Origin of the sequence: Pseudomonas sp. D1-1 (assembly GCF_051132225.1) — a bacterium.
GTDB lineage: Bacteria > Pseudomonadota > Gammaproteobacteria > Pseudomonadales > Pseudomonadaceae > Aquipseudomonas.
Genome location: NZ_CP071676.1, coordinates 1503979 through 1524167, shown reverse-complemented (window position 1 = coordinate 1524167; position 20189 = coordinate 1503979). Strand labels below are relative to the sequence as shown.

20 protein-coding genes, 1 tRNA gene and 2 pseudogenes are annotated in these 20189 nt (G+C 60.0%); 6 read left to right on the top strand and 17 right to left on the bottom strand.

What is annotated here, in order from left to right; all coding sequences use genetic code 11:
* Window positions 1-67: 67 nt before the first annotated feature.
* The 5 genes from J3P86_RS06765 to J3P86_RS06745 all read right to left on the bottom strand — a co-directional run bounded on the left by J3P86_RS06765 (window position 68) and on the right by J3P86_RS06745 (window position 5521).
* Entirely contained in the window at window positions 68-361 is a 294-nt protein-coding gene (locus J3P86_RS06765; protein ID WP_434625409.1) for a YcgL domain-containing protein, read from the bottom strand.
* Complete coding sequence (gene rnd, locus J3P86_RS06760) at window positions 358-1491, bottom strand: ribonuclease D (RefSeq protein WP_434699715.1); 1134 nt, start codon at window positions 1489-1491, stop codon at window positions 358-360. The genes J3P86_RS06765 and rnd overlap by 4 nt, the downstream gene beginning before the upstream one ends.
* A 121-nt stretch (window positions 1492-1612) precedes the next feature.
* Complete coding sequence (locus J3P86_RS06755; protein WP_434699714.1) at window positions 1613-2254, bottom strand: class I SAM-dependent methyltransferase; 642 nt, start codon at window positions 2252-2254, stop codon at window positions 1613-1615.
* A 72-nt stretch (window positions 2255-2326) separates the two neighbouring features.
* Entirely contained in the window at window positions 2327-3976 is a 1650-nt protein-coding gene (locus J3P86_RS06750) for a phosphoethanolamine transferase (protein ID WP_434699712.1), read from the bottom strand.
* Between the two features lie 162 nt (window positions 3977-4138).
* Window positions 4139-5521: a glutamine synthetase family protein gene (locus tag J3P86_RS06745; RefSeq protein ID WP_434625417.1), complete on the bottom strand. Its 1383-nt coding sequence runs from the start codon at window positions 5519-5521 to the stop codon at window positions 4139-4141.
* 494 nt (window positions 5522-6015) lie between these two features.
* Between J3P86_RS06745 and J3P86_RS06740 the strand changes: the two genes are divergently transcribed.
* On the top strand, window positions 6016-6951 hold the full coding sequence (locus J3P86_RS06740; RefSeq protein ID WP_434625419.1) for a LysR substrate-binding domain-containing protein: 936 nt from the start codon (window positions 6016-6018) through the stop codon (window positions 6949-6951).
* A gap of 3 nt (window positions 6952-6954) precedes the next feature.
* Here J3P86_RS06740 and J3P86_RS06735 read toward each other — a convergent pair whose 3' ends face one another.
* Entirely contained in the window at window positions 6955-7320 is a 366-nt protein-coding gene (locus J3P86_RS06735; RefSeq protein ID WP_434625421.1) for a 5-carboxymethyl-2-hydroxymuconate Delta-isomerase, read from the bottom strand.
* A gap of 71 nt (window positions 7321-7391) precedes the next feature.
* The gene (locus J3P86_RS06730; protein WP_434569479.1) at window positions 7392-8327 is read right to left on the bottom strand and encodes a LysR substrate-binding domain-containing protein; all 936 of its coding nucleotides are present in this window, start codon (window positions 8325-8327) and stop codon (window positions 7392-7394) included.
* 163 nt (window positions 8328-8490) lie between these two features.
* On the opposite strand from J3P86_RS06730, the gene J3P86_RS06725 reads away from it, so the two are divergent.
* The 3 genes from J3P86_RS06725 (at window position 8491) to J3P86_RS06715 (ending at window position 10082) form a co-directional block, all read left to right on the top strand.
* Window positions 8491-8682, top strand: a complete 192-nt coding sequence (locus tag J3P86_RS06725; protein WP_434625423.1) for a YegP family protein — start codon at window positions 8491-8493, stop codon at window positions 8680-8682.
* Window positions 8683-8805: 123 nt separating this feature from the next.
* Window positions 8806-9612 carry an AraC family transcriptional regulator gene (locus J3P86_RS06720; protein ID WP_434625425.1) on the top strand — a complete coding sequence of 269 codons (807 nt, stop codon included), beginning with the start codon at window positions 8806-8808 and terminating at the stop codon, window positions 9610-9612.
* A gap of 101 nt (window positions 9613-9713) precedes the next feature.
* Window positions 9714-10082 (top strand): cupin domain-containing protein, encoded by a 369-nt coding sequence (locus J3P86_RS06715; protein ID WP_305496201.1) that lies wholly within the window; start codon window positions 9714-9716, stop codon window positions 10080-10082.
* An 11-nt stretch (window positions 10083-10093) separates the two neighbouring features.
* On the opposite strand, the gene J3P86_RS06710 is transcribed toward J3P86_RS06715, so the two are convergent.
* From J3P86_RS06710 to dapA, 8 genes and pseudogenes are all read right to left on the bottom strand, one after another.
* Window positions 10094-10840 (bottom strand): phytanoyl-CoA dioxygenase family protein, encoded by a 747-nt coding sequence (locus J3P86_RS06710; protein ID WP_434699711.1) that lies wholly within the window; start codon window positions 10838-10840, stop codon window positions 10094-10096.
* A gap of 13 nt (window positions 10841-10853) precedes the next feature.
* Window positions 10854-11453: pseudogene (locus J3P86_RS06705) on the bottom strand (methyl-accepting chemotaxis protein); the annotation flags it as partial.
* A 306-nt stretch (window positions 11454-11759) separates the two neighbouring features.
* Window positions 11760-12407: pseudogene (locus tag J3P86_RS06700) on the bottom strand (MCP four helix bundle domain-containing protein); the annotation flags it as partial.
* A 1239-nt stretch (window positions 12408-13646) separates the two neighbouring features.
* Window positions 13647-13736: transfer RNA gene (locus J3P86_RS06695), tRNA-Ser, on the bottom strand.
* A gap of 83 nt (window positions 13737-13819) precedes the next feature.
* Window positions 13820-14533, bottom strand: coding sequence for a phosphoribosylaminoimidazolesuccinocarboxamide synthase (gene purC / locus J3P86_RS06690; protein WP_025212375.1), 714 nt, complete (start codon window positions 14531-14533; stop codon window positions 13820-13822).
* Window positions 14534-14561: 28 nt separating this feature from the next.
* Window positions 14562-15320 (bottom strand): MBL fold metallo-hydrolase, encoded by a 759-nt coding sequence (locus J3P86_RS06685; RefSeq protein ID WP_305496207.1) that lies wholly within the window; start codon window positions 15318-15320, stop codon window positions 14562-14564.
* Between the two features lie 4 nt (window positions 15321-15324).
* Window positions 15325-16440 carry an outer membrane protein assembly factor BamC gene (gene bamC, locus J3P86_RS06680; RefSeq protein WP_434653352.1) on the bottom strand — a complete coding sequence of 372 codons (1116 nt, stop codon included), beginning with the start codon at window positions 16438-16440 and terminating at the stop codon, window positions 15325-15327.
* A gap of 17 nt (window positions 16441-16457) precedes the next feature.
* Entirely contained in the window at window positions 16458-17336 is an 879-nt protein-coding gene (gene dapA / locus J3P86_RS06675; RefSeq protein WP_434603051.1) for a 4-hydroxy-tetrahydrodipicolinate synthase, read from the bottom strand.
* A gap of 316 nt (window positions 17337-17652) precedes the next feature.
* Here dapA and J3P86_RS06670 point away from each other — a divergent pair, with 316 nt between their 5' ends.
* Together J3P86_RS06670 and J3P86_RS06665 are read left to right on the top strand one after the other, a co-directional pair.
* Complete coding sequence (locus tag J3P86_RS06670) at window positions 17653-18213, top strand: glycine cleavage system protein R (RefSeq protein ID WP_003184325.1); 561 nt, start codon at window positions 17653-17655, stop codon at window positions 18211-18213.
* Between the two features lie 10 nt (window positions 18214-18223).
* Window positions 18224-18697 (top strand): peroxiredoxin, encoded by a 474-nt coding sequence (locus tag J3P86_RS06665; RefSeq protein WP_434653354.1) that lies wholly within the window; start codon window positions 18224-18226, stop codon window positions 18695-18697.
* 137 nt (window positions 18698-18834) lie between these two features.
* On the opposite strand, the gene J3P86_RS06660 is transcribed toward J3P86_RS06665, so the two are convergent.
* Both J3P86_RS06660 and J3P86_RS06655 read right to left on the bottom strand, forming a co-directional pair.
* Window positions 18835-19905 carry an AI-2E family transporter gene (locus J3P86_RS06660; protein WP_305496211.1) on the bottom strand — a complete coding sequence of 357 codons (1071 nt, stop codon included), beginning with the start codon at window positions 19903-19905 and terminating at the stop codon, window positions 18835-18837.
* A 29-nt stretch (window positions 19906-19934) separates the two neighbouring features.
* The gene (locus J3P86_RS06655) at window positions 19935-20174 is read right to left on the bottom strand and encodes a sulfurtransferase TusA family protein (RefSeq protein WP_025212368.1); all 240 of its coding nucleotides are present in this window, start codon (window positions 20172-20174) and stop codon (window positions 19935-19937) included.
* Window positions 20175-20189: the final 15 nt, after the last annotated feature.

Genomic DNA, 20189 nt, shown 5'->3' with positions numbered 1-20189 from the left:
ATCTTCGCGGCCATCCCGATAATCATTCCAGTGTTTCGAGAGCCCCCAGGACGGACGCCCAAGGCAATCAGACCGGGTCGTTGCGGCGCAACAACTCTTCGGGCAGATGCTCGATGTACTCGTCTTCCGCCGGTGGCATCTGCAGGTGATAACCCTGGGTATCGAGGTTCTCAAGCACCTTGTTGATGTCTTCGCGGGACAATTGCCGCTCCGGGCTCAGAACCAGGTCGAAGGCATGGATCGCCTTGCCGAAGGCCGCCATCAATGGCTCAGGCACACGCTTCAAGGCGTCGCTCTTGAGCACATACAGGTACATCTCGTTTTTTTTCGAGCTTCGGTAGATGGAGCAGATACGTTTCAAGGCTGTTCTCCGGCGGTGGCCAGGCTGTCGAGCAGCGCCTGGCCCATCAACTCGCGGCGCCAGCCACGCAGCGAATCGGGCAGTTGGTAAGGTCCCTCGGGATAGCCGCTCTTGATCAGGGCTTCGAGGGTTTTCTTGCGAAGCATCAATTCAGGAGCAATGCCCAGGCGCTCGGCTTCAGCCTGGCCCAGCGCCTTGAGGCGCTTGATCAGCGCCGCGGCCTCGATGGGCAGCGGCTCGGCCACGGCGGGCGGCCATTGTTCGGGCGGCACGCTGCCGGCACGCTTGATCAGGTCCAGCAGGAATTCGCCGTCCTGACGCACCGTGCGCGGGTGCATGTCTTCTATTTTTGCCAGCGCGCCGAGGTTATCCGGTTGCGTGCGGGCCAGGGGCCACAGCGAATGCTCGCGGAGGATGCGGTTACGTGGCAGGTCACGGGCTCGCGCCTCGCGTTCGCGCCAAGCGTAAAGCTCACGCAGCACGGCCAGTTGCGCACGGGAGAGTTTCCAGGCCAGCTTGGCGTCGCGGTAGACCTCATACGGGTCGACTTCACGTCGCAGGTTGGCCACCAGCTCGGCGCCATCCTCCAGCACCCAGGCGTATTTTTCGCCGGAAAGCTTCGGGCGCAACTCGACGAAAACTTCCGCCAGGTGCACGGCATCCTCGGCGGCGTAGCTGATCTGCGTCTCGGAAAGGGGCCGCTGCAACCAGTCGGAACGGGTCTCGCCCTTGGGCAACTCGATACCCAGCACTTCCTGCACCAGCCGCGAGTAACCCATCGAAAAGCCCAGGTTCAGGTAAGCGGCGGCCAGCTGGGTGTCGAACAGCGGCGCGGGCAGGCTGCCCGTCAGGCGCAGCAAGACTTCCAGATCCTCGCTGCAGGCATGCAACACCTTGAGCACAGCCGGGTTCTCCAGCAGCGCAGCCAAGGGTTGCCAGTCATCAATGGTCAATGGGTCGATCAGGTAGGCGCTTTTACCGTCACCGATCTGCAGCAAGCCGGCAATGGGATAAAAGGTGTCGACCCGCATGAATTCGGTGTCGAGGGCGACGAATGGCAACTGTTGCCATTCGGCGCAAAACCGACCGAGGCTATCGTTGTCGCGAATCCAGTGAATATCGATGGCCACACGGCTCTCCCTTGAAGAATGGCGCGCAGTATATATCGCCGTCGGCGATTGCGAGCATCTACGGAGCAAGAGCTTTAGAGAAATCGCCTGCGCAAACGCAAGAATAGTCCTACATCAGCGGTTAACTGGTCTTACGTAATACATAAACTCGCTTCAAGGCGAAACCGGGCAGGAAATCCTGATACCACTGCACGCTGAAACCGGCCTCGATAAACTCGGCTTCGACCCGGGCCCGGTCGACCAGGCGCCTGGGTGGCGGCTGGCCGGTTCTCAGCCGGCCCTCGATCTGGACCGACACGATCACTGTGTCGCGGCTGACCCGATGGAATTCGCGCAGCAACGCCAGGCGATGCTCGCTGGCCTGGATATGCAGAAACAGTTGCAGACAAAAAATACAGTCCACCGCGTTCGCGGATAGCCCGAGGGTGAACGCGGAACTCGGGAAGGTCCTGACCCGCTCAAGCAACGCTTGCTCGTGGTGGGCGAGCGCGTGATCAAGCATTTGCGGCGACGGGTCCGCCGCCAGGATCACCCGGTTGGCATGTTCGGCCAGCACCGGCCAGAAGCGCCCCGCCCCGCACGCCACATCCAGCACCAGGCCGGGCTCGCCGGCGGCCTTCAGAGCGTTGCGCACCAACTGCTCGTCACGCCAGAACACCAGGCGCAACCGCCGAGGCGCCGGTTGATGGCAGGTTTGCGCATGCTCCTGCTCGTGCTGTCGGGTGAATTCAAGCTCGACGGTGGATGGGGATTGCCCGGGCATACTCACAGCTCAGTAAAAATAAGTGAGCAACAGCTTAAACAGTGCCGCGTGAAAAAAAGGTGTAGGAAACTTCTACTCACGGGCCAGCACGCCGTCGATGACTGCGCCGCGACAACCGGCAAACATGTCCAGCTCCTGGTTGTAGACCTTGCTGTTGACCTCCAGCAGCCCGAGCATCGAATGAAACAGGTTGTCCTGACTGAGGGGTTTTTCCCGACTCAGTTGCAGGCAATGCGTGTCGACCGAGAAGGCTTGCTGATAACCGTCGGAGAACCAGGCCAGCATCGCCACATGTTTCTGTTGCTCCGGAGCGAGCATATAAGGCGTGCCATGGAGGAACAGGTTGTATTCGCCAAGCGACTCGCCATGGTCCGACAGGTACAGCATGGCCGTGTCGACCTTGTCCTGATTCGCCCGCAGCAGGTCGATCAGCGTCGACAGCACATGATCGGTGTATACCAATGTATTGTCGTAGCCGTTGACGATGCTTTCGCGGCTGCAATTATTCAACGCGTTGCTTTCACACACCGGGGTGAAATGCTCGTACTCCTTGGGATAACGCTTGAAGTATTCCGGTCCGTGGCTGCCCATCTGGTGCAACACCAGCACCGTGTCCTTGTCGAGGGTATCGATGAACTGCTGCAGGCCCTGGAGCAGGATTTCATCGCGGCATTCACTGTTGGCACACAGGGCCGGGTCCTTGAGATTACTCACGTCCTGCACCGCAACCCGATCACAGGTGCCTTTGCAGCCGGACTGGTTGTCGCGCCAGATCACTTCCAGTCCGGCGCGCTTGAGCACATCCAGCAGGCCCTCTTCGTTCTTGGCCTTGCTCGCGTCGTAGTTCTTGCGGCCCATGTTGGAAAACATGCACGGCACCGACACGGCGGTCTCGGTGCCGCAGGAATGCACGTCGGTAAAGGCAATCAGGCCGGCCTCTTTATCCAACTGCGGCGTGGTATCGCGGTGATAGCCGAGAATGCCAAAGTTCTCTGCACGCGCGCTCTCGCCCACCACCAGCACCGTCAGGGATTTGCGCCCTTGGGTTTGCCAGGCCGGGTTGCGCTGCGCATCCTCGCCCAATGTAATGAACGGCTGCTTGGCCGAGGCGACCTGCTCGCGCAAGTAGCCGATCGAGGCGCCGATGTAGTTGCTCGGCACCACCATCAGATGCAACTCGTGATGATTGCGAAACAGCGAAGACAACCCTTGGTAATTGATCAAGGCAACCCCGCCCAACAGCGCAGCCGAGACGACGCCGACGAGCAACTTGCTTAACAACTCCCTGGGCCAGCGACGATAACTTATCGGGGTCTTGAACAGTAACCATGCAGGCAGTACACCTAACAGTAAAAGGTAGCCAAACAACTTTAACGACAACAGGTCACGCACTTCCGTGGCATTGGTTTCGGCAAAGTTACGCAACATGCCGGCATCAATCAAAACACCGTATTGGGCCATGAAATAAGCGACCCCGGCGCTGATCATGAACAACAGCATCAACAACGGCTTGAGCAGCGGACGGAACGCCACCAGTGTCAGCACCAGGTTGAACGCGCAGAACACCATCACGGCAAACGCGATGCACAGCAACACACCGTGTCCGTCCGCCGCCGTGATGGCGAGCAGGTGTTGCCACAGAATGGCATTGAAGGCCACTAACAAAAAGGCACTGGCGACCAGCGTCACCCACTCGGGGCGCACGGCTTTAATAGTCAGCATGAGGGTTGGAGACTTCCTGAAAGTTGCTCTTTAAAAAGACCTGCCGTAGGCAAATGTGAAAAATTCATTTGCTACGGCAACACAAACTTTAGGCAGTCCACCATCAATTTTTCGTGAAAAAGTTGCTGTTAAATAATTTTTCAACAGCCACTTCAAAACACTTCAGGCCTGGTTCAGGTACCAACGCCAATCCTGCTCGCCGACCTCGCCCATGAACTGGCGATATTCGGCGCGCTTGACCGCCAGGTAGACGCCAAGGAATTCATCCCCCAACGCGTCCCGCGCCCATGTCGAAGATTCAAGGGCACGTAAGGTGGTCAGCCAGTCGGTGGGCAACAATTGGCTCGCCTGGGCGTATCCGTTGCCCTCGACAGGCGCTCCGGGATCGCGCTGTTCGCATATGCCAAGATGGATACCGGCCAGGATCGCCGCTGCGGCCAGGTACGGATTGGCATCGGCACCACAGATACGGTGTTCGATGTGCCGAGAAAAGGCCGGGCCACCCGGGACTCTCAGGCTGACGGTGCGGTTGTCCACGCCCCAGGTCGCAGCCAGCGGCGCGTAGCTGTGGCTTTGGAAACGGCGGTAGGAATTGGCATTAGGGCAAAACAACAGCAGCGAATCGAGCAAAGTCGCGAGCATCCCGCCCACCGCATGACGCAGCAACGGCGTGCCGTCGGCGGCTTCGCTGGCAAACAGGTTATTGCCCTCCCGGTCGGCGAGACTCACATGCATGTGCATGCCGGAACCCGCCAGGTGATCGAACGGTTTGGCCATAAAACAGGCAGCCATGCCGTGCTGGTGCGCCACGCCCTTGACCAGCCGTTTGTAGCGCACTGCGTCATCCATGGCTTGCAGGGCATCGGTGCGGTGTTCAAGGGTGATCTCGACCTGCCCCGGCGCGTATTCGGAAATGGCCGTACGGGCCGGGATACCCTGCAGCTTGCAGGCCGCATAAAGATCAGCAAGGAAGGGCTCGATCTGTTCCAGCTCACGCAAACCATAGACCTGGGTGGAACGCGGCCTGCTCCCATCTGCGTCCCGCGCCGGTTGCGGCCGCCCCTCGCTGTCCCGTTGCGCATCCAGCAGGTAGAACTCCAGCTCCGCCGCCATCACCGGGTAATAACCCTGCGCCTGCAAGGCTTCGATCACCCGACTGAGCAGATAGCGCGGATCGGCGATGGCCGCCGGCATGCCCTCCCGGGGATGCATGCCGACTTGCACGGCGGCGGTAGGAATCCGCCGCCACGGCATGCGCTGCAAGCTGCCGCTGATGGGGTAGGCACGACAATCGATATCACCGACGTCCCAGACCAGGCCAGAGTTCTCAACATCGTCGCCATTGAGCGTCAGTCCGAGGATCGTGCTCGGCAGTGGCCGGCCACTCTGGTAGACCGCGAGCAGCTCGTCCCGATGCAGCCACTTGCCCCGAGGCACACCGTTGTTATCCACGATAAACAATTCGAACAGCTCGATATCCGGATTCTGTGCCAGGAACGCCTGGGCTTGCTGCACGGAGGCAAAAGAAGATTCGACAAGACTCATGGGAACGCTCGTATTTTCGTGTCGGACGGGCGATCAGGCACCGTCATCCTGTGCTCGCTATCAACGAGCACGGTTCAAGGAATCAACAGGAAATACGGCCATCCGGAGGACGTGCGTGGCGACAATGCCAGAGGGCCCAGAACGCCAGTTCGCAGGGCAGCGCAAAGGATGCTGGAGGCACGGCAGGCGGTTGGGCGCCGACCAGGACGATGGCGGCGCACGGCGGGTATTGAAATGCGACAGGCCAACCATCCATAGGAGCATCACGGAAAAACATTCGACAAGAGCCTCCCATGACGCCAGGAGCCGTTAAACCAGGATTTGATGGAGTCTGCGTTGGCGTCGGCTAAACAATCGTCTTCGCCATGCCGGCTGAACACCGTCTTGCCAGCGGGAAAAGCAGCGGTCGGCATTCTCTGCACACGCTCGTTCCGTTAGGATCAAAACCTGTTTGCGCACGCCCCGCGCAAGGAGCACAGCGAGAGACAGAACGGATGCTGAACAGCAACACCCTCAGAAAGCTCGACATGCAGGACCTCATGGTGTTCAGCGCCGTATTCGAGCAAGGCAGCGTCACCGGTGTGGCGGAAATCCTCTGCGTCAGCCAGTCAACGGTCAGCTACAGCCTGAAAAAGTTGCGGGCCTGCTTTGACGACGAACTGTTCATCAACACCCGGACCGGCATGCGCCCCACCTTCAAGGCCGAAGGCATGCACGAGCATGTGCGCAGCATCTTGCAAAGCATCAACCTCTGCCATGCCGGCACGCCGGCCTTCGATCCGACCCGGCAGGCCGTGACCTTCGAGATTTGCGCACCGGAATACTTTGAACAGCTGCTCCTGCCACAACTGCTGCAAGGCTTCGATCATGCAGACCTGCCCGTCGTGGTGAACGTGCACAAGCTCGGAGCCGATATTCCCGTTGATGACTTGCGTGACGGCAGCCTGGACCTGGTGATCTGTTTCGGCCCCCATTTCCACAGCAGCCATGCCGATCTCAAGACCCAACGCCTGCTGGAAGAAGAACTGGTCTGCGTGACAGACAAACGGTCGGCTCCGCTGGAATCGCCGTTGAGCATCGAAGCGTTCGTACAGCGTCGACACGTTTTCCCCACGCCTTGGGCGTCGCCCACCAACATGGTCGACGGCTGGCTGACGCGGCAGGCTCGGCAACGGCAGATCGCCGCACGTGCCAACAGTTACGGCGCGGCGTTGAAGATGATCACCGGTACCGATTTCCTCCTGACCCTGCCCCGTCGCATCCAGCAATTGCTGGCCAGCGCAGCGACATTCCAGCACTGCCGGGCGCCGGCGGGCTTGCCGGGATTTACCCTGGACATGCAATGGAGCCTTGCGGCCGATCAGGACAGCGCCAACGCCTGGCTGCGTGAACAGATCGTCAAGGCCTGTCCCGGGCAAGACCTCGCTTGAACCTCAAAGACCGATGGCGGCCTTGGCGTAGGGGCCGCGGTCGATATCGAGGACTTCCACGCACAGTTGCACGCTCACACCGGCGGGCCATGGGCCAAGATCCTGGATCACCGCCAGCAGGCTATCGGCCAGCTGCTTCTTGATTTCCGGCGAACGGCCGCTCAGCAAAGCCAGCTTCACATGCACGAACCCACGCTCCCCCATGCCGGTGCCGACGCGAAACGTATCGATTTTCACGGCCCGGCTCTTGATGTCGAACTCGGCGGCGAACTGACCGGATGCCACCAGTGCGTTGTTCATGCGCAACAGCGCGACGTCGGCGTTCAGCTCGGTCAGGTTCGCGGTGTACTCCATGTGCAGGTGAGGCATGTGTTCGACTCCGTTTCGAAAAGATGATGTTGGGATGACAGTCGGCGCAACCATACCTCGACTTTGCAGTTTCAGGCAGGTTTTGTTTCGTCCAGCAAGCCGGCACGCTCGCTCATGAAAGCCTCCAGGCGGGACCGCAACCAGCGTTCGGCCGGGTCATTGTCGACATGGCTCAGCCAGACCATGGAGAGGTCCAGGGTCGGCGTCTGGAAGGGAAAGGGTTCGCAGAACACCTGGCCGGAAGCGGCCATGGCGGTGGCGGTGTAGTCCGGCAGGCTGGCGATCAGGTCGGTGCCAGCCAGCAACGCCGGTAGCGCGCTGTACTGCGGCACCGACAGCACTACCTGGCGCTTGCGACCGATCTCGGCCAGCCATTCGTCAGCAAACCCGGCAATGTTGGCGGTATGGGAAACCAGCACGTGGGGCCGCGAACAGTATTCATCCAGGGTCAGCGGGGTATCCGAGGCATCGGCGCGCAACACGCAGGGCTGGATATGTCGCAACAGCTTGCGCTTGGCATTGGCCGGCAGCCCACGGGTCTGGCTGATGCCGACAGTGATATCGCCCGAGGCCAGCAAATCGGGGATACGCCAGTAATCGACATGCTGGACCACGAACACGATCTGCGGCGCCTCTTGCCGCAAGCTGCGCAACAGCGGCGGCAAGAGGCCAAACTCGACATCGTCGGACAGCCCGATGCGAAACGTCATGGCACTGCTGGAGGGGTCGAAATCATGGGTCAAGCTCAAGGCAACCGACAGCGAATCCAGTGCCGGCGACAGGTGCTGGATGATTTCCTCGGCCCGCGCGGTGGGCTCCATGCGATGCCCGACCCGAATGAACAACGGATCATTGAACAGCGTGCGCAAGCGATTCAGGGCCGAGCTGATGGTTGGCTGGCCGAGGAACAGCTTTTCCGCCGCCCGTGTCACGTTACGCTCAAGCATCAGCGTTTCGAAAACCACCATCAGGTTGATATCGGCCTTGCGCAATTCGTTGCGGTTCATCCATTGCTCCTGGTTCCGGTCGGATAAAGCAAGCGCTGCAATGTGCGGAAATATCTCACAATCATTGGAAACGTATTCCCATTGGCGAAAAATTCCAGCTTGGCTAGGCTTGCCAGGACATGTTCAGCATGTCCTGAATCCGTTAATCGCATGGAGCGAACCGATGTACTTTGAAATCTACCGACAAACCCGAGGGACCCCGAACACAGGACAAGGCCAATGGCGCTGGCGCCTGCGAGCCGGCAATCACGAAACCATCGCCAGCGGTGAATCCTACGTGAACAAGGCAGACTGCCTTCACGTCATCGGATTGATCAAAACCGCCCAATGCGAGACGCCTGTAAAGGAAATCTGAAGCCGTCCATTCGTATCACTCGAAGCTGCTCGATGAGCAGCTTTCCCTTAACTACAAGCCGCCGCTGGGATCGGTCGCACCGGACAGGTATCGTGTGCAGACAAAAGCGAGAGCCGACCTCCCATGACTCAACCCGGTAACCGTCGCGACTGGCTGCTGCGCGCGCCTGAATCGAAGAAGCTGGAGCGCATCGAAGCCTACTTCAGTGGGCACGGCTATAGCGCCCACCGGCATGACACCTATGCCATAGGGTTCACGCTCGCCGGGGTCCAGAGCTTCAACTACCGGCAGAGCAAACGTCATAGCCAGCCCGGCGGAACCATCGTCCTGCACCCGGACGAAGTCCATGACGGCGAGGCGGGGACAAGCGATGGTTTTCATTATCGAATGTCCTACATCGAACCGTCATTGATCCAGCAGGTATTGGGGGGCCGGCCATTGCCTTTCATCGAAGGCGGGTTGTCGAACGATCCCCGGCTCAACGTTGCGACTCGCAGGCTCTTGGGCAGTCTCGGGCATCACCTCGACCCGCTGGAGGAAGACGACGCCCTCTACGACGTGGCCCAGGCACTGGCTGACGCGGCAGGTAACCAGCGCGGACGCCGACTGCTTGACTACCCCGCAGCGGAGCGCGCGCGCCTGTTCATTCATGATGCCCTTGACCAGGCCATTACCCTGGATGACCTCGTGCAGGCCAGTGGCCGGGACCGATGGAGCCTGTCCCGGGACTTTCGCGCCCTGTACGGCACCAGCCCCTATCGCTACATCACCCAGCGTCGATTGAATGAAGCCCGTCGCCTCGTGCTGCATGGCATGCCGCTGAGCGAAGCCGCACTGGCCTGCGGCTTTTTCGACCAGAGCCACATGACCCGGCTGCACACCCAGGCCTTTGGCATTTCACCGGCACGCTGGCTGAAAATGCTGCGCTAGCGGCACGCACGGCATAACGCGAAAAGCTGCACGATCCTCCAATACCCACGCAGTTTCCAGCGCTAAGGTGATGCTCATCAACCACAGAGGAGCACGCCAGGATGACTCGATATTCGCCCATCAACTTCGCGCAGAAGTACACGCTGTTCCATGATCAGTGGGCACCGAAAGTCGTGGCTGAAATGAATGACTACCAGTTCAAGATCGTCCGCCTGGAAGGCGATTTCATCTGGCACACCCACGCCGACACGGATGAAACCTTCATCGTGCTGGACGGCGAACTTCGTATCGACTTTCGCGATGGCGCGGTGCTGATCGGTCCGGGCGAGATGTATGTCGTCAAGCAAGGCGTCGAGCACAAGCCCAGTGCCGCGCAGGAAGTGAAACTGTTGCTGATCGAACCGCGGGGAGTCATCAACACCGGCGAACAAGTGAATGCGCGAACCGCGATCAATGACGTCTGGATCTGACCGAGCCAGGCTCAATCGTATTCCGCCTCCTGATGGTCACCCAACAGCCGCCGTTGGCGAGGTGTCGCGGCGGCCAGCACCGCGGGATTGAACTGCCAGTGCAGGTAAGGTGAAAACTTCTGCGCGACCATCCGCCGGCCATAGTGCACCTGGAGCATGTAGCGGGTGCGGTCGGCGGTCCGGTTGTCACTGCCGGCGTGCCACAACTCGCTGCGCAATATCAGCACATCACCCGCCTGGCACAGCACCGGTTTAGCCGCACGGCCCTGCCACTGGGTTTCGCCGGCCATGGGCGCCCGCCCCGCCTTGTGGCTGCCGGTAATGACCCGCGTCGGGCTCAAGTCGGCGTCGATGTCATCAAGGTAGAACTGTGCGGTGAAAACCTGCATCGGCAGTTCAAAAGAAGGCTCGGCCAACAGGCTGGGGGGCAGCTGCATCGGCAGGTAATCCAGGTGCAGCGCAGCGCCGACAAAACCGGGATGGCAGCGCCAGGCGGTCTGCCCGATGATGTGGCAATCCTCGCCCAACGCCGCCTCGGCCAGCTCGATCACCCCGCTCACCTCCAGATACGGCAGCCAGAACGGGTCTCGATTGAAGACGCATTTGTAATGATCGATGACGCCGCTGTAGTCCCAGTGGTGGGGTTTCAGTTGGTCGATGGCCTGGCGTATTTCGGTGATTTGCGTGGCGGTCAACACACCGGGCATCAGGACAAAACCGTCCTGATGCAATGCGTGCAAAAGATCAGCGGTGGACACGGTCGCAACCTGCTCAGGTGCGGAAACGGCCGGTCAGCTCCGCCAGGTTCCTGGACAGGTTCGACAGCTGCTGGCTGGCGTGCATGCTTTGGGCGGAGTTCGCTGCCGCTTCGTTGGACAGGTCACGAATATCGGAAATGTTGCGGGCAATCTCCTCGGTCACGCTGCTCTGCTCTTCACAGGCATTGGCGATCTGCGCGGCCATGTCATTGATCCGCTGGATCGACCCGCCAGTACCACTGAGCACCTGGTCGACACCGGCGGCGCGCTCGACGCTGTCCCGCGCCTTGCTGCTGCCGACCTGCATGGCCTGCACGGCCTTGGCGACACCGCTCTGCAAGCGCTCGATGCGGACCTGGATATCCTTGGTCGAATCCTGGGTACGCGCCGCCAGCGCCCTGACCTCATCGGCCACCACCGCAAAACCACGACCCTGTTCGCCAGCTCGCGCTGCCTCGATGGCGGCGTTCAGCGCCAGCAGGTTGGTCTGCTCGGCGATGCCACGGATCACCTCCAGCACCGCACCGATACTGGACGTTTCCTGGGCCAATGCCTCGATCGTGCCCGAGGCACTTTCCACTTCGTGGGCCAGTTGGCGGATCGACTCGATCGTGCTGCTGACCACCTCGGCGCCGTCGCGGGATTGGCTGGTGGCCTGTTGCGCGGCGTCCGAGGCGCTCACGGCGTTATGAGCAACCTCATGCACAGCGGCGCTCATCTGCGTCGCGGCGGTGCTGACTTGGTCGAGCGCCGCGTGCTCGCTGCTGATCAGCCGGTCATTCGTCGCAGCCATAGCAGCCATGGCCCGGGCTGCCGAGTCCACTTCCCCGGTTACCCGTCCGACCTCGGCAATCAGCGGCTGCAACTTGTCCAGGAACCGGTTGAACGCGCTGCCAAGCTGCCCGAGCTCATCAGCCGAACGCACTTCAAGGCGCCCCTTGAGATCGCCGCCGCCCTCTGCAATCTGCTCGACGCGGTGCAACAAACGGCGCATCGGGCTCAGCACCACGAGCGGCAAGGCAACCAGAACCAGGATGCAACCGAGCAGGCCAACCAGCAGAATAACGCCCTGCTGCACGCCGACCGCCTCGCCATTGGCGATGGCCGCATCGCCCTCGCGATGGGACGCCGCATCTTCCAGATCACCCAGCTTGTCGATTGAATCACGCATGGTTTCGAACAGGCGCTCGCTGTCACCAAAGCTCAGCGCGCTGGCGCCCTGCGGATCGCCTACCGACTGCTCGACGACCCGCCGCGAAACCTGCATCCATTTCCCGAAACTGTCATTGAACTGGCTGACCAAGGCCTGAGCCTCTGCGCCGGGCTGCATCGCGGCATATTTCTGCACACGGTCATAGGCCTGCTTGGCATTCTCGCCATGACTGGCACTCAGCGCTTGAATATGCTCATCCGCATGACCATCCAGCAGACTGCGCTCGGCCACAAAGGCCTGATAAAGATCGCGGTCGGCATTGAGCAACAGGCTGATGGCCGGCAGATAGCGCTTGGTCAACTGCGTACTGGACTCGGTCACCTGACCGATGCCGCGCATGCCCGTCCACCCCATCAGCACCAGCAGCACCGCCAGGAACGCAATCGGCAGAGTGATTTTCCAACGAAAGCCAAGGTCGGCGAAAAACCGTAGCATGGTGTCACTCCTTACATGGGGGATAACCTGCCTATCGGCAGCCATGCCTTGAGCTATAGACCATTAGTCTAATTGTTACAAAGATTGGCGGTCTCGAAATGCGCACCCTACTCAGCCGTGTTTCATCGAACTGGACAATTCGCGAGCTGCCATTGAGATGGATAGCCGCATGAAAACCGTCCCGAGCATGATCCATTTCGGAAAGCAGCAGGACCAAGTGCTGAACGGGTGCGCGCCAACCAATGTTTCATCGCAGGTGATGGATTGCCGCCTATAAAACCTATAGCGATAAAGCGCCAATTTTTAGGACTTGGAGAATGAAATACGTAATGAGCTGAAGGACCTATTGGCGGTCTACACCCAATGATTTTAGCGTTCGATCCGTTCCATTCATACAAAAGCACGGGGTACAAGCGCGGCATTACCTGTAGCCGCGCTTGCGTAGCGCTCGACTAATTTAGCGACCACCTAGCCTTAATTTTCCATTTATGTTTTCCAGTTTAGAAATATCCTCCAAGCTATATGTACCGCTGTTAGGATATGAGTTCGTACTTATATTTGTCCCGCAGTAAGTGCGAACTCGGCACTGCCCATCTCCCTTATCAATATATTCCGCCCTTGCCTCAGGCGACGACCCCGACCCGCAACTTCTAGAAGCTGAGCTTTTACGCCAAGCATCCTCGCACTGGTCCGCGAGCACAATTTGATGAATCCCCAAGAACATCACTGACAGGGACAGGGCAATTACTTTATTTAAGTTATTCATCCAATAAATCCTCATAACATGAAGTGGCAACTTCATAGTAGGCATTATCATTGCCAGGAACACTGTTATAAATGACAGTTTTTCAATCATTTTTTGAATCAGGATTTAGTTTTATAACTCTTTTAGCACTATCAGGCGTCCGGCTGCCGATCCAGTGCCTTGCACTTGCCCTTTCGCTATTGATCAGTTGAGGAATTTCCATTGCTCCGCCGAATTATGCTCTCTTGCTTGGCTCTGCCAAGGCCCGCCCAACTGGCCACGACGCAACGTCACTGCACTGAGCGGTAATGAAGCAAGGCTCTCCGTCCTGAAAACGCCTCAAAACCAAACGCCAGAAACGACTAAGCCCCTGAAATGTTCAACCATTTCAGGGGCTCAGTCGTATTCAATAATGGCGGAGAGATAGGGATTTGAACCCTAGGTACTGTCGCCAGTACAACGGATTTCGAATCCGTCCCGTTCGGCCACTCCGGCATCTCTCCAGTGGCGCGCATCATACCAGCACATTTGCCGGAAGCGAACCCCCGAGCGAAATTTTTTCCGTGCTATCAGACGCTTGCGTCGATTACAGCGGGACACCCAGGCGTTGGGCGACTTCTTCGTAGGCTTCGATCACGTCACCGAGGCCTTGGCGGAAGCGGTCCTTGTCCATCTTCTTCTTGGTGTCCTTGTCCCAGAGGCGGCAGCCGTCCGGGCTGAATTCGTCACCCAGGACGATGGAGCCGTCGCTGAACACGCCGAATTCGAGTTTGAAGTCGACCAGCAGCAGACCGGCGTCGTCGAACAGTTTGGTCAGCACTTCGTTGACCTTGAGCGACAGTTCCTTCATGCGCGCCAGTTGCTCGGCGGTGCCCCAACCGAATGCCACGACGTGGGATTCGTTGATGAACGGGTCGCCCTTGGCGTCGTCCTTCAGGAACAGCTCGAACGTGTAAGGGTTGAGCTTCATGCCCTCTTCCACGCCCAGGCGCTTGACCAGGCTGCCGGCGGCGTAGTTACGCACGACGCATTCGACCGGGATCATGTCCAGCTTCTTGACCAGGCATTCGTTGTCGCCCAGCAGCTTGTCGAACTGCGTCGGCACGCCGGCGGCTTCGAGCTTTTGCATGATGAAGGCGTTGAACTTGTTGTTCACCATGCCCTTGCGGTCCAGCTGTTCGATGCGCTTGCCGTCGAACGCCGAGGTGTCGTTGCGAAACAGCAGGATCAAGCGGTCAGCGTCATCGGTCTTGTAAACCGACTTGGCTTTGCCGCGGTAGAGTTCTTCACGTTTTTCCATGATGGGCTCCGCTTGCTAAGTAGATGGGCTAGGCGATATGTCGCCAGTCGAGCCCTGAATCTTGATCGGCCAGTTGCAGCCAGTCCGGGTCGCACCCGAGGGTGTCGACGAAACATTGCCGGGCCAGCTGCGGCAGGTTGTTCTTGCTGCTCAGATGGGCCAGGACCAGGTGTTGCAGGCCTTGCCAGCCCAACTCGGCCACCAGGAATGCCGCCTGGTGGTTGTTCAGATGTCCGTGTTCCCCGCCTACCCGTTGCTTCAGGAAGTAGGGATAGTACCCTCGCGCCAACATGTCGCGGCAGTGGTTGGACTCGATCATCAATGCGTCGAGGTCCCGATAACTGTCCATCACCCTGTCGCAGTACGAGCCCAGGTCGGTGAGCAATCCGAAACGCCGCTCGCCATCACTGAACACATACTGCGTCGGCTCGCGGGCATCGTGCGCCACGCTGACCACGCTGATGTCCAGGGCACCGATACGCAACTGCTCGCCACCGGCCACGAAGCCAGCCGGCTCGATGGGCTTGCGCAGGCCACCGAACGTCCCGCGACTGAGGTAGACCGGCAGATTGTAGCGCCGAGACAGCAAACCCACGCCATGCACGTGGTCGGCATGTTCGTGGGTCACGAGTATCGCGCTCAGTTGCGCCGGGTGCACACCCAGGCGCAACAGGCGCTTCTCGGTTTCCCGCAGGGAGAAACCGCAATCGACCAGCACGTAGGTGCCAGCACTGGCTATCAGCGTGCCGTTCCCCTGGCTACCGCTGCCGAGAACGGCAAAACGCATCGGATCAGCCCAGGTTGTCCTGAATCACACCCAATACCTTGCGAGCCACATCGGCTGGCGCCACGGTATTGATGTTTTTCTCGACGGTGACCTGGACGTTGTCGCCGACCTTGCTCAGGCGAACCTGGTAACGCTCGGCGCGGGCTTCGACTTCTTCCTTGTCCGGCGCACTGCCGAACAAGCTACTGAAGAAGCCAGGCTTCTCGTCTTTCTTCTCGGCTTTTTCAGCGAGGTTGATGTAGTAGAGGCCCAGGCTGCGGTTGATGTCTTCAACCCGCCATTCGCCCTGCTCCAGCGCGCGGCCAACGCTCGACCAGGCGCGATCGAGGTCGGAGCCGACGTTGAGCACCGGGTTGCCGCTGCCGTCTTCGCTCAGGCTGACCCGGCTCGGCGTGTCGTAGTCACGGGTCGCGAGCATCGAGACCGAACCGCCCTGCTCGGCGTTACGGCTCATGCTGGCGAGCATGTCGTCGACCAGCGCGGCGTCGAGACTGCCATTGACCGAGCGATTGGTGAAAGCCACGTCGGCAGTGCTGCCGGCGGGACGCTCGGCGCTGACCACGTAGATTTCACTGGTGTTGCGCTGCACGCCCGGCTCGATGCGCACGCGCACGCGGGTTTCGCTGTCGGCTGCGACACCGGCGGCGCTCAGGCGCTTGGCCATGGCCGCGGACAGTTCATCGGAGCGCTGCCAGGTGGTGGTGAATTCGCCGGTCTGCGGGCGCTGTTCGTCCAGGCGGAAACCGTTGTCCTGGAAGAACTGGATAGCCACGGGCCAGACTTCGGCCGGTGGATGCTGGCCCATGACCCAGCTCGAATCACCGCTCTTCTGCAGCGTGTAGTCGCTGGCATCGGCCACGGCCGACAGCGGCTGTGGACGCGGGACAACGTATTCGCCCTTGACGCTGTCGTCGGCGACGTTGCGCGGGATCGGCAGCAGCGGATCCAGGCGCTTGGCAACGCTGACATCAGGTGGCAGTTGCATCGGTGCAGTCTGTTGCGCTTCGAGGTAATCGCTACCACGGTCGCGGAAATAACCATCCGGGCCCCAGATCCATCCACAGCCACTGGTGCTGGAGATAATCAAGGCAAGTGCGGAAAGGCCGGCCATTCGCTTCATGCGGTGTAGTTCCTCAATTAAACCAGGACGCCGGACTGGCGCATGGCCTGCCGCAGCTGTTCGTGACAGGTAGTGCTCAACCAGGTGAGCGGCAGGCGGATGCCTTCGTGCATCAGGCCCATTTCGACCAGGGCGAATTTCACCGGGATCGGGTTGGCTTCGATGAACAGGTCCTTGTGCAGCGGCATCAGTTTTTCGTTGATTGCCCGTGCGGTCTCGGCGTCGCCCTTGAGCGCGGCCTCGCACAGGTCGGCCATGGCGCGTGGCGCGACGTTGGCGGTGACGGAAATGTTGCCCTTGCCGCCCATCAGGATCAGCTCGACAGCGGTCGGATCATCGCCGGACATGACGATGAAGTCCTCGCTCACGCCATCGAGGATGGCCTTGGCACGCGTCAGGTCGCCAGTGGCTTCCTTGATGCCGATGATGTTCGGCACGGTGGACAGGCGGATCACGGTCTCGGCCTGCATGTCGCAGGAGGTGCGGCCGGGAACGTTATAGAGGATCTGCGGGATGTCGACGGCTTCGGCAATGTGCTTGAAGTGCTGGTACAGGCCTTCCTGGGTCGGCCTGTTGTAGTACGGAACGACCAGCAGGCAGGCATCGGCCCCGGCTTCCTTGGCGTTACGGGTCAGCTCGACGGCTTCGCGGGTCGAATTGGCGCCGGTGCCGGCGATTACCGGAATGCGGCCATTGACCTGCTTGACCACCGCGCGGATGACTTCGATGTGCTCGTTGACGTCAAGGGTGGCCGACTCGCCGGTGGTACCGACGGCGACGATCGCGTGGGTGCCGTTCTCAAGGTGGAAGTCCACGAGTTTGCTGAGGCTGGCCCAGTCAAGACGCCCTTGTGCATCCATGGGTGTGACCAGTGCCACCATACTGCCCGCAATCATGAAACCGCTCCTGCCGGAAAAAGAGAGCGGTAATGGTACTGGCGCCAAGATGCTTGTACAAGCGAACTCCCATTCCCCTTGGCGATGGTTTTCGCTACCCTTCAGGCTTTGATCGGTACCGATAAGCTCACACGCCGGTTCCCAGCCTCCGTTTTCGTCGCTACAAGCCCCGATCCTGCGTTTGTCCTGAAGCATTGGCTGATCCCGCAATGCAGCAGAAACCCGGGCAGAGGGCTTGAACCGTTCGCTTTCGCAGGGCTGCTACCGTGCCGCGCGGCACAAAGGTACCGACCGCTCATCGCTTTAGGAATGCTGCATGTCCACCCCCACAGTCCGCGAACAATTCCTTGTTATCAGTGCCCTTGGCGCAAACCCCATGGAGCTGACTAACGTCCTGTGCCGCGCCAGCCATGAAAATCGCTGCGCCGTCGTGACCTCACGCCTGACCCGTCATGGCGAATGCAGCGCCCTCGTGCTGGAGATTTCCGGCAGCTGGGACGCCCTGGCGCGCCTGGAGGGCAGCCTGCCGGTGCTGGCCAAGAAGCACGCCTTCACCGTCAACGTGGTGCGCAGCGCCGCGCTGGAAAATCGTCCCCAGGCCTTGCCGTATGTAGCTTATGTGAGTTCGGCCTACCGCCCGGACATCATCAACGAACTGTGCCAGTTCTTCATGGACCATCACGTCGAGCTGGAAAACCTGACCTGCGATACCTATCAGGCCCCGCAGACTGGCGGCACCATGCTCAACGCCACGTTCACCGTGACATTGCCGGCCGGCACCCAGATCAGCTGGCTGCGCGATCAGTTCCTGGATTTCGCCGACGCGATGAACCTGGACGCACTGATCGAACCGTGGCGCCCACAAAACCCAATGTAAGGAAGCGTTCATGGCCGTTGCCATCGACCAGCCGGTTACCGATTTCCAGGCGCCCGCCACCAGCGGGCAGACCATCAGCCTCGCCGCCCTGAAAGGCAAACAGGTGGTCATTTATTTCTACCCGAAAGACAGCACCCCCGGTTGCACCACCGAAGGCCAGGGTTTTCGCGACCACTACGCGCAATTCCAGGCCGCCAACACCGAAATATTCGGTGTGTCGCGGGACAGCCTCAAGTCCCACGAGAACTTCAAGTGCAAGCAGGAGTTCCCCTTCGAGCTGATCAGCGACAAGGACGAAACGGTCTGCCAACTGTTCGACGTGATCAAGCTGAAGAAGCTGTACGGCAAGGAATATCTGGGCGTTGATCGCAGCACCTTTTTGATCGACAAGGATGGCGTGCTGCGCCAGGAGTGGCGTGGTGTGAAAGTGCCGGGGCATGTGGATGCGGTGCTGGCGGCGGCTCAGGCGCTCAACCAAGCCTGAAGATCTTTGTTGTCTGCACTGGCCTCATTCGCGAGCAGGCTCGCTCCCACACTGGATTTGTGGCGTTAATCAATCCCCTGTGGGAGCGAGCCTGCTCGCGAAGGGGCCATCAGCCTCCCGACCAGTCAGATTGACTTCTACAACAACGGCGCCACCACCGGCTCCTTGCTCGGCCACGCATCCAGCACCGCCTTGAACAACGTCGCCAGGGGAATCGCAAAGAACACCCCCCAGAAGCCCCACAGCCCGCCAAACAACAACACCGCGCAGATAATCGCCACCGGATGCAGGTTCACCGCCTCGGAGAACAGCAGCGGCACCAGCACATTGCCGTCCAGCGTCTGGATGATCCCGTACACCGCCATCAGATAGATGAACTGGTCGCTCCAACCCCACTGAAACAGCGCGATCAGCGCCACCGGCACGGTCACGACCACAGTGCCGACGTAAGGCACCACCACCGAAATGCCCACCAGCAACGCGAGCAACGCAGCATAGTTGAGCCCCAGCGCCACAAAACCGATGTACGTGACGCCGCCACAGATGAAAATCTCGATGACTTTCCCACGGATGTAGTTGGCAATCTGCCGGTTCATCTCCTGGGCCACACGGGTGATCAATGCCCGCTCGCGCGGCAGGTAGCCTCGGACCCAGCGTCCGATCATTTCCCGATCCTTGAGAAAGAAAAACACCAGAATCGGCACCAGCACCAGATAGATCATGATGTTCACCAGCAACGGCAGGCTGGACAGCGAAAACGTCAGCGCCCACTGGCCGAACTTGCCGATCTCGCCACGCACCACTTCGATGGTCTGCAGCACTTGCTCGTCCGAGACCAGGTGCGGGTAGCGTTCCGGCAGCAGCAACAACAGCGATTGCCATTTGGCGAGCATTCCCGGCAGTTCATTGAACAGGGTCACCAATTGATGCCAGAGCAACGGCACGATGACCACGAGGAACACCACCAGCAGCCCCATGAACAGCGCGAACACCAGCCCTACCGCCACGGAGCCAGGCAAACGCAGGCGTTCCAAGGCTGTGACCAGCCCCTGCATCAGATACGCCAGCACCATTCCCGCCAGCACCGGCGCGAGCATCCCGCCCAGCGTCAGGACCGCCGTAAACGCCAGGAACAGCAGCACTGCCAGGACCACCGCTTCCTCATCGGAGAAGTAGCGCTGAATCCAGTCGCGTAACACTTTGAACATTAAAAATCCTTAGGAGACGCTGTCGGTTTTCAGGCTTTTTTCAGCCAGTAACGGTAGACGCCGTTATCGTCTTCTTCGCGCAGCAGCGTATGACCGGCCAAGCGGGCAAAGGTGCGAAAGTCGCGCTGGGAGCCCGCATCCGTGGCCGTCACTTTGAGCACGGCGCCACTGGCCAGGCGATTGAGTTCCAGCTTGGCCTTGAGCAACGGCAGCGGACAGTTCAGTCCACTGGCGTCCAGCTCGGCATCGTGGGCTACAGCATCGGTCATTGTTTCACTCCGCAA

Coding starts and splice junctions, on each gene's coding strand:
- J3P86_RS06755 (WP_434699714.1), bottom strand. CDS start 2,254: ATGCCCGGGCAATCCCCATCCACCGTCGAGCTTGAATTCACCCGACAG.
- J3P86_RS06750 (WP_434699712.1), bottom strand. CDS start 3,976: ATGCTGACTATTAAAGCCGTGCGCCCCGAGTGGGTGACGCTGGTCGCC.
- J3P86_RS06745 (WP_434625417.1), bottom strand. CDS start 5,521: ATGAGTCTTGTCGAATCTTCTTTTGCCTCCGTGCAGCAAGCCCAGGCG.
- J3P86_RS06740 (WP_434625419.1), top strand. CDS start 6,016: ATGCTGAACAGCAACACCCTCAGAAAGCTCGACATGCAGGACCTCATG.
- J3P86_RS06735 (WP_434625421.1), bottom strand. CDS start 7,320: ATGCCTCACCTGCACATGGAGTACACCGCGAACCTGACCGAGCTGAAC.
- J3P86_RS06730 (WP_434569479.1), bottom strand. CDS start 8,327: ATGAACCGCAACGAATTGCGCAAGGCCGATATCAACCTGATGGTGGTT.
- J3P86_RS06725 (WP_434625423.1), top strand. CDS start 8,491: ATGTACTTTGAAATCTACCGACAAACCCGAGGGACCCCGAACACAGGA.
- J3P86_RS06720 (WP_434625425.1), top strand. CDS start 8,806: ATGACTCAACCCGGTAACCGTCGCGACTGGCTGCTGCGCGCGCCTGAA.
- J3P86_RS06715 (WP_305496201.1), top strand. CDS start 9,714: ATGACTCGATATTCGCCCATCAACTTCGCGCAGAAGTACACGCTGTTC.
- purC (WP_025212375.1), bottom strand. CDS start 14,533: ATGGAAAAACGTGAAGAACTCTACCGCGGCAAAGCCAAGTCGGTTTAC.
- J3P86_RS06685 (WP_305496207.1), bottom strand. CDS start 15,320: ATGCGTTTTGCCGTTCTCGGCAGCGGTAGCCAGGGGAACGGCACGCTG.
- bamC (WP_434653352.1), bottom strand. CDS start 16,440: ATGAAGCGAATGGCCGGCCTTTCCGCACTTGCCTTGATTATCTCCAGC.
- dapA (WP_434603051.1), bottom strand. CDS start 17,336: ATGATTGCGGGCAGTATGGTGGCACTGGTCACACCCATGGATGCACAA.
- J3P86_RS06670 (WP_003184325.1), top strand. CDS start 17,653: ATGTCCACCCCCACAGTCCGCGAACAATTCCTTGTTATCAGTGCCCTT.
- J3P86_RS06665 (WP_434653354.1), top strand. CDS start 18,224: ATGGCCGTTGCCATCGACCAGCCGGTTACCGATTTCCAGGCGCCCGCC.
- J3P86_RS06660 (WP_305496211.1), bottom strand. CDS start 19,905: ATGTTCAAAGTGTTACGCGACTGGATTCAGCGCTACTTCTCCGATGAG.
- J3P86_RS06655 (WP_025212368.1), bottom strand. CDS start 20,174: ATGACCGATGCTGTAGCCCACGATGCCGAGCTGGACGCCAGTGGACTG.